Genomic DNA, 12952 nt, shown 5'->3' with positions numbered 1-12952 from the left:
GGCCTCAGGCTTCGGTGCGCGGGCGCGCCGAGAGCGCCTGATCGGCATCGGATCGCGCCTGCTGAAGCTCGAAATCGAACACGATTGCGGGATTGCCGCCGCTTCGGTCCGGAACCGGCAAAAGCCCCTCGCGCGTGCCGAACGCGAAGTCATCGTGCGCGTGGGGGTCATCGCCGAAGTTGATCTGGGTGGTCAGCGTCCGATAACCGGGCGCTTCGATAAAGAAGTGGACGTGGGCAGGGCGATCACCATGCCGGCCGAGTGCCTTCATCAGCCGGTCTGTGGCGCCACCCGGAGGACAGCTGTAGCCGCGCGGCATTTTCGAGCTGAAGGCATAGCGGCCGTCCGCGCCGAGCTTGATCCGCCGCCGGTTGTTGAACGCACTCTGCTCTCCGGTCGGATCGAAGTGCGAGTAGAACCCTTTCGAGTTGGCGTGCCAGACGTGCAGCACCGCATCCTTGACCGCTTCGCCACCGGGGCCGGTGATCCGGCCCGACATGGTCAGCGTTTCGGTGTCATCGGGGTCATTGGTCAGGTTGACGTCGTTGGTCTTCGTCAGGTCGCCATCGACCAGCGGAGCGCCTGCCACGTAGAGCGGACCTTCAATGGTGCGCGGCGTACCGCCGCTGATCCCGGCTTCGGCATCCTTGGCGTCCATATGCAGATCGATGAAGTGTTCGATCCCTACGCCCGGCGCGATCAAGCCGAATTCGCTGGCGCCTTCCTGCAGGAACATCAGCGCCTGCCAGAATTCGCCCTCGCTGATGTCGTACTTTTCGACCGCCATCATGATCGCTTCGAGCAGATCGCGGGTAATCGCTTTCAGACGCGGATCACCGCCCGCTTCGGTTAGGCCGCTGGCGCGATCGAGCAGGGATTGGACGGTTGCTGATTTGACAATATCGGTCATCGTGACGCTCCTGGGTCAATCGTCTTGGTTGATGTCGGATGGATGGCGGCAAAGCGCCGTTACCTTCACGGTCATGAAAGGATAGAGCGGCAGGCTCATCATGATGTCGTGAAGCTCGCCCGCGCTCTCGACATCGAAAATGCTGACATTGGCGTAGCGCCCGGCAACCCGCCAGATATGCGGCCACTTGCCGGCGCGCTGAAGCTCGTGCGAGCGCGCCTTTTCGCGCGCCTTCATGTCCTCGAACACCGTCTTGTCGATGTCCCAGGGAACATCGAGGTCCATTTCCACCATGAACAACATCGCAAATTCTCCTTAGTGACGCCGAAAACGATCAAGCTTGGAACGATCGACGCTGACTCCCAAGCCCGGGCCCTGGGGAACGATCAGACCAAAGTCCTGGTAGATCAGTGGTTCGGTCAGGAATTCCTCGACCATCAGCAGCGGGCCGAACAATTCAGTGTACCAGACTAAATCGGGCAGGCAGGCAAAAACATGAGCCGATGCCGCAGTCCCGATCCCGCCTTCGAGCATGGTGCCGCCATAGAGCGCAATCTTTGCTGCTTCGGCGATGGCGGCGACTTCAAGGGTCGGAACAAGGCCTCCCGACTGGGTGATCTTCAGCGAAAAGGCGTCGCCGGCCCGCGCCTTGGCCAGCTGGCGCGCGCTGTCCGGCCCGGTCAGGGCTTCATCGGCCATGATCGCGATTTCGTGTCTGTCGGCAAGCTCTGCCATGCCTTCGAAGTCCGCTTTGGCCAGGGGCTGTTCGATCAGCACGACACCTGAATCCTGCAGCAATGCGGCACCTTGCTCCGCCTGATGACGTGTCCAGGCCTGATTGACATCGACCCGAACCGAGGCCCGCCCTTCAAAGGCCCGCGCGATCGCGCCGACATGCGCGCAGTCAGCTGCAACATCGCGCTTGCCGATCTTAAGCTTGAAATGGCGGTGACGACGCGCTTCCAGCACACGCTCACCTTCCTCAATGTCGGTCGCTGTATCACCGCTGGCCAGCGTCCAGGCCACTTCCAGCCGATCGACCCGGCGCCCGCCCAGCAGCTCGGAAACCGGCAGTCCGCGTGCCTGACCCAATCCATCGAGCAGCGCGGTCTCGACCGCGCACTTGGCAAAGCGGTTGCCGACGATGTGGCGCGAGAGCAGTGCCATGCTGGATGCCGCATCATCAGCATCGCAGCTCTTCAGGATCGGCGCGAAGTAAGTTTCGATGTTGATCTTGATGCTTTCGGGGCTTTCGTCGCCATAGGCGAGCCCGCCAATGGTGGTTGCCTCGCCCACACCCACGATGCCGTCGCTACGCCGCAAGAAGACAAGCACTACTGCCTGGCTGTGCATGGTCGCCATTGCCAGGACGTGCGGACGGATCGTCGGAATGTCCGCGATCACCACCTCGACTTGTTCAATCCTGACCATCGCTGCCGCCAATCTCCCGGGCATGGGTCTGCCAGAAAGCCACGGCCAAGAATTATTGCATGTGCGCGATTAGCTATGCCGGATTGATCACCTGGCCGTGGACGTCATACGCTTGCAAGTGTTCCAAGATCGGCGTCGCGCGCCAGTTCGAAAATGCGCCGCGCGGTCACGATATCTTGGGCGGCCACGCCGAGTGACTTGTAGACCGTGATCTCGTGATCGGATTGGCGTCCGGCAATCTCCCCGGTGGCCACAGCCCCGATCTCGCCCTGAATATGGTCATCGCCAACCAAGCCGGCTTCGCGGGCATGAAGAAATTCGCCCGCCTGATCCATGGTTGAAGGCAGATAGTCGATGAAAAAGCGGCTTCTGGTGACGACCTCGTCGTCGGCCTCGCGCTTGTCGGGAAAGCTTGATCCCACCAGATTGACGTGCATGCCCGGGGCGAGTTGCCGGCCGAACAGGATCGGCTCACTCGCTGCCGTTACCGTGCAGACAATATCGGCGCCATCCAGCGCTTCGTCGACAGAGGAGCAGGCGCGTCCACCTTTCTCACGGGCGAGTCGCTCAGCATTGTCCTGATCGATCCCCCAAATGCGCACCTCATCGATGGAACGCACCTGACGCAAAGCATCGATATGCGCCGCTGCCTGCTCGCCCGAACCCAGAATGGCCAGCTTGCTGGCATCTTTGCGGGCCAGCAGATCCGTGGCATTGGCGGTTGCCGCCGATGTCCGCACGGCGGTGACGGTGCCGCCGCAAAGGATCGCTTCGGGCACCAGTCCATCGGCATCGTAAAGCACCATCAGGCCAAGATGGCTGGATCCCTTGCGCCGGGCCGGCGGGACCAGGCTGACCAGCTTGACCCCGGCCGAATTGACCTCTGCGCCGACATAACCGGGCATCATCCCGACCGCGCCCATATCGCCGGGCAAGACCAGAGCGCGACGCAGCGGCAGTTCAACTTCGCGGCGGCTGACGGCGATCATCGCCTCGCGCATCCAGCCGATCAGTTTTTCGGGCGGCGCCAGTCGGCGGATGGTTGCGCCATCGATGATCCGCAGTTGTGAGGACATCAGGAATCCTTTTCGCGCAGCAGGTCGGCGTGGGTCTTGGGATCGATATTGGTCCCGCAGACAATGATCCCGATCCGCTTGCCGGCCAGTTCATCGCGCAAGGGCCCGACCAGTGCAGCTGTCCCGGCCGCAGCCGCCGGTTCGACCGCCAGCTTCATCTCGTCGAACAACAGCCGCATCGCAGACCGGATCGCATCGTCGCTGACGGTCAGCAGGTGGTCGATATTGGCGCGGCAAATGCCAAAGCTGTAGGGCAGCGCCATCGGCGGCCCCAGACTGTCGGCGATGGTCTGTACCTTGTCCAGCCGCTGGGGTTCGCCTGCGGCAAAGCTGCGGCTCATGCTGTCGGCACCTTCGGGCTCTACCCCATAGACCTTGCAGTCCGGCATCAGTTGTTTGGCCACCAGCGCGACCCCGCTGGCCAGCCCGCCGCCGCCAACCGGGATGATCAGCGCGTCGAGCGGTCCGGCTTGCTCGCAGATCTCAAGGCCCAATGTGGCGGTTCCCAGTGTGACGTTATGACCGTCAAATGGATGGATGAAGGTGCGCCCTTCCAGGGCAACGATCGATTCCGCCAGGGCGAAACAGGCCGGCCCATCCCCGCCGATGATCACTTCGGCACCATAGGCCCGGGCTGCCGCGACTCTGGCCGGATTGGCGGACGACTGCATTACGACCTTGGCATCGACGCCCAGCGCCTGCGCCGCATAAGAGACGGCGATGGCATGGTTTCCGGCGCTGACCGCGGTCACCCCGCGTCCGCGCTCAGCGTCATCAAGCGCCAGAATCCCAAGCAATGCGCCGCGCGCCTTGAAGCTTCCGGCACGCTGGAACAGCTCAAGCTTGAGCATAACCTGGGTATCAGGTCCCAGACGTTCTGCCAGCATTCGGCCTTGCCAGCGATGCACCGGCGTCTGGTTGATGAAACCGGCAATCGCGGCGACCGCCCCGCGCGCATCATCGATCGAGGGAATCTGGTCTAGTTGCATTGGCTAAGCCCTCTGATCGCAGCATCGATGATTTGCGCGCCGCGCAGCAGCACCAGTTCCTGCCAGTCGCTGTCCTGCGGGCAATGCATCTCAAGGTTGGCCAGGGCGACTGCCCGGCCAGCTTCGGTCTGCGCCAGGCCATTGGCGTGAACGCGGTGGTCTTCGAGCAGGACGGGCAAGGATGTTGCGGCAGGATAGGTCCCGAATTCAACCACGATCGAGGTCAGGGTGCGTCCATCCAGTATCTGGGCATAGCCATCGGTGGTGTGTCCCGAAGCGCTGTGCGTTCCCTTTTCAGCGCGCGGCGCGATGATATTTTCGCCAAAAAAGCGTTTTACCCGCTCGAGGTCTATGCCTTGCTGCATCGAGACCGGGAACACTTCACCCCAAGGGCCAAGGCCCGAGTGAAATTCAACGATGCAAACCTGGCTGGCCGTGCGACATTGTGCCTGCAAAATGGCCTTGACCGTCCGATGCGCCCAGGTTGGCTGATGACCGCCAAACGAAAATCCCTCAGGATGACGGTACTGGCCGCTCATCAGACTCTCGATCGCGTCGCGCTCACCCAATTGCTCATAGAGGCGGTTCACGATCTGGGCTGCCTCTCCTTCTGCCAACTGCATCAAGCCCGGATGCACGCCCTCATAGGCCGGATTCTCTGGCAAAGGCGCTGAGAAATCGAGAAAGTTACGGGCCAGATCGACATTATCCTCGGTATAGCGCCGGCAATGGGAAGCACCCCAGGGATTGATCGCATGGATGATCACCACGGCCATTCCATCCGGTAGAGACGCTGCGCCGCCCCGCTCCAGCCAGTCGCACACGCTGGCCGAACCGGCATAGTGTTCGACACCGTGCACCCCGGTTATCAGCACGACCAGCCGCTCGGCATCGTCCGGCCCGATCCGCGCCACATCGGTCACCAAACTTTCGCCTGTGCTTCCCCTCAATGGGTGCACGATACTCGTGATTCTCGCGCCAGCGCGGGTCGCCGCAAGGAAGCGGTCACGGCTCTGCGAAAACTCGCGTGCAAAAGGCCGCGTGGTGACCGTCATCCAATCATGTCCACCGGCGGCTTGGGCCGTCGATCCCAACGCAACTGGAAGATATCCGGACGGGAATAATGGCCGGTTCCGTCAAACCAGGCCTTGGTCCGGACTATCCGCTCCAGATCAATCTCAGCGGTCACGATCGTTTCCTCGCCGAAAACAGGCTCGGCTAGATACTGCCCGTCCGGGCCGATGATCGCGCTGCCGCCGTTCATCGCATATTGCATCGGATCGCAATTGCTTTCGGGCATGCCCGGCATGATCCGGTCCTGCGCCATCACCTCGCGCGCAGAAATCACGAAGCAGCCGTTCTCGAACGCGATCTGCCGGTTTGCCGCGTCGATGATGTCGGTGATGAAGGGAAAGCCGGGCCATTGCGCGGCATGAACCTGGATACCCAGCCCGTTCAGGGCGTAGCGTGCCGGGGCCATATGATGTTCGAAGCAGAGCAGTCCGCCAATCTTGCCGAGCGGCGTATCGTAAACCGTCAGATCCGAGCCATCGCCCTGGCCCCAGACCAGGCGCTCCTGCAGGGTCGGCATCATCTTGCGGTGGCTGCCCAGCAGACTGCCGTCAGGACCGATGTCGAACTGGGTATTGTAGATTGTGCCGCCGGCCTTTTCGTTGGCGCTGATCACCACATGCGCGCCGTGTTTGGCGGCTGCATCCATGACCGGTTGCAAGGCATCGCTGTTCCGGTCGATTGCGCCCGCGTGCAGCGCGTGCAACCAGGCCTGGAATTCCGGCGAGGCGCCGGGCAGGCCGGAGAAATAGGGATAGCCTTGCAGGAACGTCTCGGGAAAGACGACTAACCTGGCGCCCTGGCGCGCAGCCTCGGCAATTGCCTGCGCGGCCTTTTGCGCGCCGGCCTTGGGATCATGGACGCAGGGGGTCCATTGGACTGCGGCGGCGATATATGGAGCGATCTTGCTCATTATTGATGTCCTCCAGCCCGGCGGGCCAACCATTTGCGAATAATCGCGTGACGCTTTTGGGTGATGGGATAGTTCCAGATCAGCAGGCATCCTGCCAAGGCAATGATTCCGGGCAGGATCAAGGTGACCAGCCTGAGCGCCTCAACTCCTTGCGGGGTCACCGGCGCCTGCGGGTCGAAGCCAAGATTTCCGGCCAGCGTCAGTGCCAGACCGACCCCGATTGCCAGCGCCATCTTTTGTACGAAAGCATAGAGCGCGAGGTACAGCGCGGAATCGTCGCTGCCGCCTTTGAGCATCCCGTAGTCGACCGTGTCGGCAATGATCGCGGGCGGCATCACCCAGATCACCGGGGTCATGAAGCCAGCCATAATGTAAACTGCAATGGCCCCGGCGAACCCGCCCTGGGGCACGAAGTGAAAGCCCTGATGCGCCAGAAAATAGCCCATTGCGCCCAACACCAGAACCCGGTGCCGTCCAAGCCGGTTGGCCAGCTTGTTCCACGCCGGCAGCGAGATCAGCGCCATCAGATATTGCGCAAGGATCAGCCAGAGGAAATCGGCCCGGCCCAACCCCAGCCCTTCTGTGACATAGAACAGGATGGTCGAATTATGGAAGGCGCCGCCTAGCCAGACCACGAAGATCGCGACCAGCATGCGCAGGAGAGGCTTGTTCTTGCGCAGCAGCCCAAGCGCCGCGAACAGCCCCAGCGGAGGGTGCGGTTCGAATTCGCCTTGCGGCGCAGAGCGCAGTGCGATCGGCACGGTGATCGCCAGGACAACAATGATCGTCAGCGCCAGCAGCGCCAAAATCTGGCGTAATGTGGGATCGCCTTCGACAAATAGCGGCAGGACCAGCACCGGCAAGAGCGTCGCCAGGATGGTGCCGAGAATGCCGCCAGCTTCCCTGAGCGAATTGATCTGTGTGCGCCCCTCATAGTCGCGCCGGATTTCCGCTCCCCACGACATGTAGGGAATGATCACGATCGCATAGGTCACATAGAAGAGCAGCGCCGCGACCAACAGATAGGTCATGCCAACGTCTGCCGGTGGCTGAAAAAATGCCCAGGTCATGACCATGAAAGCCGGAACGCCAAAAGCGATCCAGGGCTTGCGCCGACCCCATTTCCCGCGCGTGCGGTCAGACCAGTTGCCGATAATCGGATCGATCACCGCATCGAAGGCCCGCGCCGCCATGAAGATCGCACCCACAGTGGCAATGCTGATGCCGATCTCGGCGGCATAGAAGTTGGGGACGTAAGCGATCAGCAGCAAGTTGACGATCGACATGGCGATCATCGGTCCGGAATAGGCCAGCAAAGGCCACAGACGTGCTTGTTCTTGCTTGGTCATGCGGTGGCCCTTTGCTGCGAGGAATAAGGAATGACGCCTTCACCCTTGACGGCGACCCGGTGCATCACGCGGGTCTCTGGCCAATAGTCGGCCACGGCATAGTGCTGGGTCGAGCGATTGTCCCAGATCACAGTATCGCCAGCATTCCAGCTCAAGCGAACTTGGCGGTCGGGGCTTTCAGCAACGGCGAACAGGCCCTGCAGCACCGCCTCGCTTTCAGCGGCTGTGAGACCCTCAATCCGCTGGGTGTAGATCCGATTGACGAACAACGAGGGTTTTTCGATCTCTGGTATCCAGCGGATGACCGGGTGAATTGCCGCGATTTCCTTGCCCATTACCGTGGCAATCAGTTCGGGCGGGCGGCCATCGAGTGGAAGCTGGTGGTAGGCGGTAAGTGGCTCGAGAAAACGCTTCATCGGCTCGCTTAGCGCCTCATAGGCGGCCGTCATGCTCGCCCAGATAGTATTGCCGCCGCCGCCCGGTGGGGTCTCGACACAGTGCAGGATGCAGACGCCTGCCGGTGGATCCTTGAAGGTGGTGTCGGTGTGCCAGACGTTGATGTCAGGCGGGTTGTCGTGGTCGTTGATCACCAGCGCCACCACGCGGTTGCCATCCACGCAGCCGAACTTAGGGTGTGAATCGGGCATCGGCTCACCGAAGGCCTGGGCAAGTTTGACCTGCTGATCGGCGCTCAGTGGCTGGCTGCGAATTACCAGCACCTGATACTCACAAAGTGCCTGCCGAAGTTCCCTCGCTGTTTCGCCTTCAAAGTCGGCGCAAAAGTCGATCCCGGAGATCTCTGCGCCAATATGCGGGGAGAGGCAGCTCAGCTTCATGGCGTGTCGCCGTAGTGAAATTCGACAGCCTGGAGCCGTGAATAACTGTCCAGCGCTCCAAAACCGCCCTCGATCCCGAACCCCGACTGCTTGGCAGCCTCGGCGCTGTGCGAGAAGCCAGCGCCTATACGCTGCACCGGTGCGGTCATGATTTTGGTCATACCGGCATCAATCCGATCCGCCATGCGGTGCGCCCGGCCAAGATCGCGGGTCCAGACCGTCGCAGCCAACCCATAGGGGGTTGCATTGGCCAATCGAACCGCCTCGTTCTCGCCTTCAAAGCGCGACACGGCCAAGACCGGACCAAAGATCTCTTGTTGGACAATCCGGGCCGAGCTGTCGGATTGCCCGATAATGGTCGGCTCGACATAGAAACCGCCGCTCTCCGCAAGCGCGCCACGGCCATCGCACAAGATCTCACCGCCCTGGGATTCGGCTTCGGCGATGAAGCCTTCGACAATCTGCTTTTGCCGCGCGCTGGCCAGCGGCCCGAAGCGCGTTTCGGGATTGGACGGATCGCCCGCCTTGGTCGCCTTGGCCATGGTCACGATGCGGCTCACAAGCTCGTCATAGATCGGTGCCTCTATATACAAACGCGAACGCGCGACACAGATCTGCCCCTGGTTCTGCATCGCACCACCCAGGATTGCCGCGGCAATCGCATCCAGATCCTGCCCGGCCATGTCGGCAAAGACCACTTCCGGGGATTTGCCACCGCATTCCAGCAGCACCGGCTTGAGCGTGCTTTCGCCCACTGCCCGCATGATCGCCTTGCCGGTTGCGGTCGAACCGGTGAAGGCTACCATGTCGATGCCGCCATGGCGGACAAGAGCATCGCCGGTAGCACCATCGCCCTGCACCAGATTGAGCACGCCGGGCGGCAGCCCCGCTTCCATGGCCAACTCGGCAATGATCGAAGCTGAGCCGGGCGACAACTCCGACGGTTTGACCACCACGGTATTGCCCGCCGCCAGCATCGGCGCGATCTTCATCATCAGATTGATCGCCGGGAAGTTCCACGGGATGATCGCGCCGATAACGCCGCGCGGCCGGCGTACTTGCATCTCGAAGGCACCAGCATCGGTCGCGGGAACCGCCCCGCGCGGCCATTTGTCAACCGCTTCGCCGTAATAGCGGGTGAACCCGGCGGCGACCATGCCTGCCTCAAACATCCCGGCACCGATCGGCTTGCCCATGTCGCGGCAATCGGCCGCCGCAATCCGTGGCGCATTGGCTTCGATCAGACCAGCCAAGGATTTGAGCATCCCGGCCCGGGCTACCGGCGGCAGCGCGCTCCATACCCCGTCAAACGCCCTGCGCGAGGACAGGACCGCCCGATCAATCGCTTCAGCCCCGGCCGCAGCAAACTCGCCCGACTTCAGCCCGTTAGCAGGATCAATCTGGGTGATGATCCGGTGCGAGGCCGGGTCTGCGCGTTGCCCGTCAATCATGGGAGTGAGGTCGATCGTATCGCTCATGCAGCTTCACTCCTTGATTGCGAATCCTGGCGGATCATGTCCGCCGCCTTTTCACCGATCATGATGCAGGTGGCATTGATGTTGCCGGCCGGGATGGCCGGGATGATCGAGGCATCCGCAACCCAAAGTCCGTCGAGACCTTTAACCCGCAAACGGGAGTCGACGACGCCGTCGGCCCCCGGGGCCATCTTGCAGGTGCCGCTGGGGTGGTACATCAAGATCCCGGCTTCACGAATATATTGGGCAAGCCCGGCATCGCTCGTGTCCGCAGGTGAGACGATGCGCGAAACAAACGGTGCCAGGGACGGGGCCTTGAGCACGTCTAAGGCGATCCTGAGGCCAGCACTCAAACGCGCAACATCGGCGTCCTCCGCAAACAACTGATGATCAATGACCGGCGGATCAGCTGGGTTGGCGGAATTGATCGTGATCGATCCGCGCGACAAAGGCCGACACAGACCCACTGCCAGTGCCATTTGCGGCCGTGAAATGCGTTTCGCCTTGCCATCGACAATTTCATGGGCAGACGGCGAAAGGATGATCTGAATGTCGGGAGCTGCAAGCCCGTCTTCGGTGCGGACAAAGGCCTGGGCATGCCCGATTGGTGTGCTGAGCGGTCCGTTCCGGTTCAGAACATAGTTGAGTGCGTGGATCGGTGAGCGGATGGGGCCCTGATCACTGGTCAGCGTCGGGATCGTAACTTCGAACTCGACCGTTGCGCCCGAATGCTCCATCAAGTCGGCACCCACGGCTGGGTTGTCGACAATTGTGGTAATGCCATGCTGGCTGAGCGTCTTGGTGGGCCCGATCCCCGACAACATCAGAAGCTTGGGCGATGCGATAGCGCCGGCACTCAGGATCACCCCGCGTGCAGCCTTTGCCGTATGGCTCGCCCCCCCAGTGTTGTAGCGAACACCGCTGGCCCGGCCGTTCTCGATTTCGATTCGTTCAACCAGGGCGCCGGTTCGAATCGACAGATTGGCCCGGCCGCGGGCAGGGTCAAGATAGGCCGCCGCCGTACTGTGACGCGCGCCGCGTCGCTGCGATGCCTGGCATATTCCCGCGCCTTCACGTTTTGCGCCATTGAGATCATCCGATCGGCCATGGCCGAGCTCGTCGAAAGCGGCAATGAGCGGACCAACCAGCGGGTGGGGTGAGCGGGGCTGTGCGACCGACAGCGGGCCGTTTCCGCCGCGTTGTTCATTCGCCCCGGTATCACTGGACTCGAGGCGCCGGAAATAGGGCAACACATCGTCATGACTCCAGCCGCGGTTGCCTAGTTGCGCCCAAAGATCATAGTCATAGGCGTGGCCGCGCACGAACATCATTCCGTTAAGCGAACTGCCGCCGCCCAGCATCTTGCCGGCGGGCCACATGTCGATACGCCCACCTCGCGACGCATCAGGCTTGGCAAAATAGTGCCAGTTCATGTCAGGCCGCGGGAACGAGAACATCATGAAAGCCGGAACGCTGACGAACGGGTGTCGGTGATCGCGCCCTGCTTCAAGCAGCAGCACGCGGCATTTGGGATCTTCGGACAGGCGCGCGGCGATCACCGCGCCGGACGAACCCGCGCCGACGACGATGAAATCCCACTCTTCGCTGCTTGCCCGCGTCATATCCGTCCCGTCTTGCATCGCTTTATGCGCACATATGCTTCTCAGGCTCCTGCTTAGGCGCATTGCGTGCAAGCCGATTATTCGAAAACACCAAAAACGCTTTGCATTTGCCTTGATTGCGGCTGGACCTGACGAGCAATGCTGGCGCCCATCGCAAGAAAGGGATAGCCTTAGCGGCACAGTCAGCTCCGGGGAGGTCAAGGCAGCTTGGGAAATCCCTACACGATTGAACCAAAATTGAGACTCTGGTCGGGCCGCCCGGATGCCCTTTCGCGCGACTATGATCCTGATCTGGTGCAGCCTTGGCGCCCCGAATACGGCTTGCGGCTGAAACCGGCCGCATGGGCAGCTGAGGGCTTTCGCGAGATTACCGATATTGAAGACGGTTTCACGGTGGTGATCGGCGATATCACTCACCTTGAAGACGCATTGCAGCGCCGCACTAGCCAAAATGCCCTGAATTTCCACTTTCGCCTGTTGGGAAGCAGCAGCATCGAAGTTGAAGGCGAAGAGCCGATGACCGTGCACCAGCAAACCCTAATCCTGCTGCTTAGCCCGGATGGGATCGCCAAGACCGAACGGTTCTTCTCGGGCGAGCACGAACAATCGGTGACGATTTGCTGCCAGCCTGAATTCATTCTGAAACGCTTTCACGATTCGGGCGACAAGATGCCCAAGATTCTGAAGACTTGCCTTGAAGGCGAAACCGGACAGCCGATCTTCGCCAGCACCGCGCTCAGCGTGCAAATGGCATCCGCGGTCAAGGCTTTGGTTGAAAACGAGTTCGAGCACGATTTTCGCCGGGTTTTTGTTGAGGCCAAGGCGCTCGAATTGCTGCTGTTGTCGCTCGTGGCCCTAAGCGAATGCGAGGATCGGCTTGAGCGCGGGTTCGTGCAGCTGGGTCAACGTGATACGGAGCGCGTTGCTATTGTCCGCAAATCGCTCGACGAGCACTTTCTTGATCCCCCATCGATTACCCAACTGGCCCGCGAAGTGGGCGTGAACGAAGCCAAACTGATGCACCTGTTCAAGCAGCAGGTAGGTGAAACGATCTTCAACTATTCGCAGCGCCTCAAGATGGAACATGCCAAGACCTTGCTTGAAACGACCGAGGAATCGATCACCGAAATCGCTTTCGAGGTCGGGTATGAATACTCCAGCAACTTCACGACTGCTTTCCGCCGCCATTTCGGCGTAACCCCCAAAACCGCAAGGCAGGCAGCAGCACGGTAGTGCGCGCAAATTGCAAAGCACTTCGCCGCAACACCATAAGCGGGACC

Annotated in this window: 12 protein-coding genes; 1 reads left to right on the top strand and 11 read right to left on the bottom strand. The window is 61.3% G+C overall.

Features of this window, described 5'->3' with window-relative positions; genetic code table 11:
- Positions 1–4: 4 nt before the first annotated feature.
- The 11 genes from MNBBLIKP_RS06020 to MNBBLIKP_RS05970 form a co-directional block, all read right to left on the bottom strand.
- Positions 5–910: a dioxygenase family protein gene (locus tag MNBBLIKP_RS06020; protein WP_088308495.1), complete on the bottom strand. Its 906-nt coding sequence runs from the start codon at positions 908–910 to the stop codon at positions 5–7.
- Between the two features lie 15 nt (positions 911–925).
- Positions 926–1213 carry a muconolactone Delta-isomerase gene (catC, locus tag MNBBLIKP_RS06015; protein ID WP_088308493.1) on the bottom strand — a complete coding sequence of 96 codons (288 nt, stop codon included), beginning with the start codon at positions 1211–1213 and terminating at the stop codon, positions 926–928.
- Between the two features lie 12 nt (positions 1214–1225).
- Positions 1226–2341, bottom strand: a complete 1116-nt coding sequence (locus MNBBLIKP_RS06010; protein WP_088308491.1) for a muconate/chloromuconate family cycloisomerase — start codon at positions 2339–2341, stop codon at positions 1226–1228.
- A 104-nt stretch (positions 2342–2445) separates the two neighbouring features.
- Entirely contained in the window at positions 2446–3417 is a 972-nt protein-coding gene (locus MNBBLIKP_RS06005) for an ornithine cyclodeaminase family protein (protein ID WP_088308489.1), read from the bottom strand.
- Positions 3417–4406, bottom strand: coding sequence for a threonine ammonia-lyase (locus tag MNBBLIKP_RS06000; protein ID WP_088308487.1), 990 nt, complete (start codon positions 4404–4406; stop codon positions 3417–3419). The genes MNBBLIKP_RS06005 and MNBBLIKP_RS06000 overlap by 1 nt, the downstream gene beginning before the upstream one ends.
- Positions 4397–5461: a DUF2817 domain-containing protein gene (locus MNBBLIKP_RS05995; protein ID WP_088308485.1), complete on the bottom strand. Its 1065-nt coding sequence runs from the start codon at positions 5459–5461 to the stop codon at positions 4397–4399. Before MNBBLIKP_RS05995 ends, MNBBLIKP_RS06000 begins: the two co-directional genes overlap by 10 nt.
- On the bottom strand, positions 5458–6390 hold the full coding sequence (locus tag MNBBLIKP_RS05990; RefSeq protein ID WP_176399672.1) for a carbon-nitrogen hydrolase family protein: 933 nt from the start codon (positions 6388–6390) through the stop codon (positions 5458–5460). The genes MNBBLIKP_RS05995 and MNBBLIKP_RS05990 overlap by 4 nt, the downstream gene beginning before the upstream one ends.
- The gene (locus MNBBLIKP_RS05985; RefSeq protein WP_088308481.1) at positions 6390–7739 is read right to left on the bottom strand and encodes an MFS transporter; all 1350 of its coding nucleotides are present in this window, start codon (positions 7737–7739) and stop codon (positions 6390–6392) included. Before MNBBLIKP_RS05985 ends, MNBBLIKP_RS05990 begins: the two co-directional genes overlap by 1 nt.
- Positions 7736–8575 (bottom strand): TauD/TfdA dioxygenase family protein, encoded by an 840-nt coding sequence (locus MNBBLIKP_RS05980; protein ID WP_088308479.1) that lies wholly within the window; start codon positions 8573–8575, stop codon positions 7736–7738. Before MNBBLIKP_RS05980 ends, MNBBLIKP_RS05985 begins: the two co-directional genes overlap by 4 nt.
- Positions 8572–10053 carry an aldehyde dehydrogenase family protein gene (locus MNBBLIKP_RS05975; RefSeq protein WP_088308477.1) on the bottom strand — a complete coding sequence of 494 codons (1482 nt, stop codon included), beginning with the start codon at positions 10051–10053 and terminating at the stop codon, positions 8572–8574. The genes MNBBLIKP_RS05980 and MNBBLIKP_RS05975 overlap by 4 nt, the downstream gene beginning before the upstream one ends.
- On the bottom strand, positions 10050–11672 hold the full coding sequence (locus tag MNBBLIKP_RS05970) for a GMC family oxidoreductase (protein ID WP_088308475.1): 1623 nt from the start codon (positions 11670–11672) through the stop codon (positions 10050–10052). The genes MNBBLIKP_RS05975 and MNBBLIKP_RS05970 overlap by 4 nt, the downstream gene beginning before the upstream one ends.
- Positions 11673–11909: 237 nt before the next feature.
- Here MNBBLIKP_RS05970 and MNBBLIKP_RS05965 point away from each other — a divergent pair, with 237 nt between their 5' ends.
- Positions 11910–12905: a helix-turn-helix transcriptional regulator gene (locus MNBBLIKP_RS05965; RefSeq protein WP_088308473.1), complete on the top strand. Its 996-nt coding sequence runs from the start codon at positions 11910–11912 to the stop codon at positions 12903–12905.
- Positions 12906–12952: the final 47 nt, after the last annotated feature.

Origin of the sequence: Novosphingobium sp. B 225 (assembly GCF_002198665.1) — a bacterium.
Taxonomy (GTDB): Bacteria; Pseudomonadota; Alphaproteobacteria; order Sphingomonadales; family Sphingomonadaceae; genus Novosphingobium.
The sequence above is the reverse complement of the archived record's forward strand: the minus strand, read 5'-3'. Positions and strand labels throughout refer to the sequence as shown.

What these genes read in the sequence shown, in the direction of transcription:
- catC (WP_088308493.1), bottom strand. Translation starts at nt 1,213, where the DNA reads ATGTTGTTCATGGTGGAAATGGACCTCGATGTTCCCTGGGACATCGAC.
- MNBBLIKP_RS05970 (WP_088308475.1), bottom strand. Translation starts at nt 11,672, where the DNA reads ATGACGCGGGCAAGCAGCGAAGAGTGGGATTTCATCGTCGTCGGCGCG.
- MNBBLIKP_RS05975 (WP_088308477.1), bottom strand. Translation starts at nt 10,053, where the DNA reads ATGAGCGATACGATCGACCTCACTCCCATGATTGACGGGCAACGCGCA.
- MNBBLIKP_RS05985 (WP_088308481.1), bottom strand. Translation starts at nt 7,739, where the DNA reads ATGACCAAGCAAGAACAAGCACGTCTGTGGCCTTTGCTGGCCTATTCC.
- MNBBLIKP_RS05995 (WP_088308485.1), bottom strand. Translation starts at nt 5,461, where the DNA reads ATGACGGTCACCACGCGGCCTTTTGCACGCGAGTTTTCGCAGAGCCGT.
- MNBBLIKP_RS06005 (WP_088308489.1), bottom strand. Translation starts at nt 3,417, where the DNA reads ATGTCCTCACAACTGCGGATCATCGATGGCGCAACCATCCGCCGACTG.
- MNBBLIKP_RS06000 (WP_088308487.1), bottom strand. Translation starts at nt 4,406, where the DNA reads ATGCAACTAGACCAGATTCCCTCGATCGATGATGCGCGCGGGGCGGTC.
- MNBBLIKP_RS05980 (WP_088308479.1), bottom strand. Translation starts at nt 8,575, where the DNA reads ATGAAGCTGAGCTGCCTCTCCCCGCATATTGGCGCAGAGATCTCCGGG.
- MNBBLIKP_RS06020 (WP_088308495.1), bottom strand. Translation starts at nt 910, where the DNA reads ATGACCGATATTGTCAAATCAGCAACCGTCCAATCCCTGCTCGATCGC.
- MNBBLIKP_RS05990 (WP_176399672.1), bottom strand. Translation starts at nt 6,390, where the DNA reads ATGAGCAAGATCGCTCCATATATCGCCGCCGCAGTCCAATGGACCCCC.
- MNBBLIKP_RS06010 (WP_088308491.1), bottom strand. Translation starts at nt 2,341, where the DNA reads ATGGTCAGGATTGAACAAGTCGAGGTGGTGATCGCGGACATTCCGACG.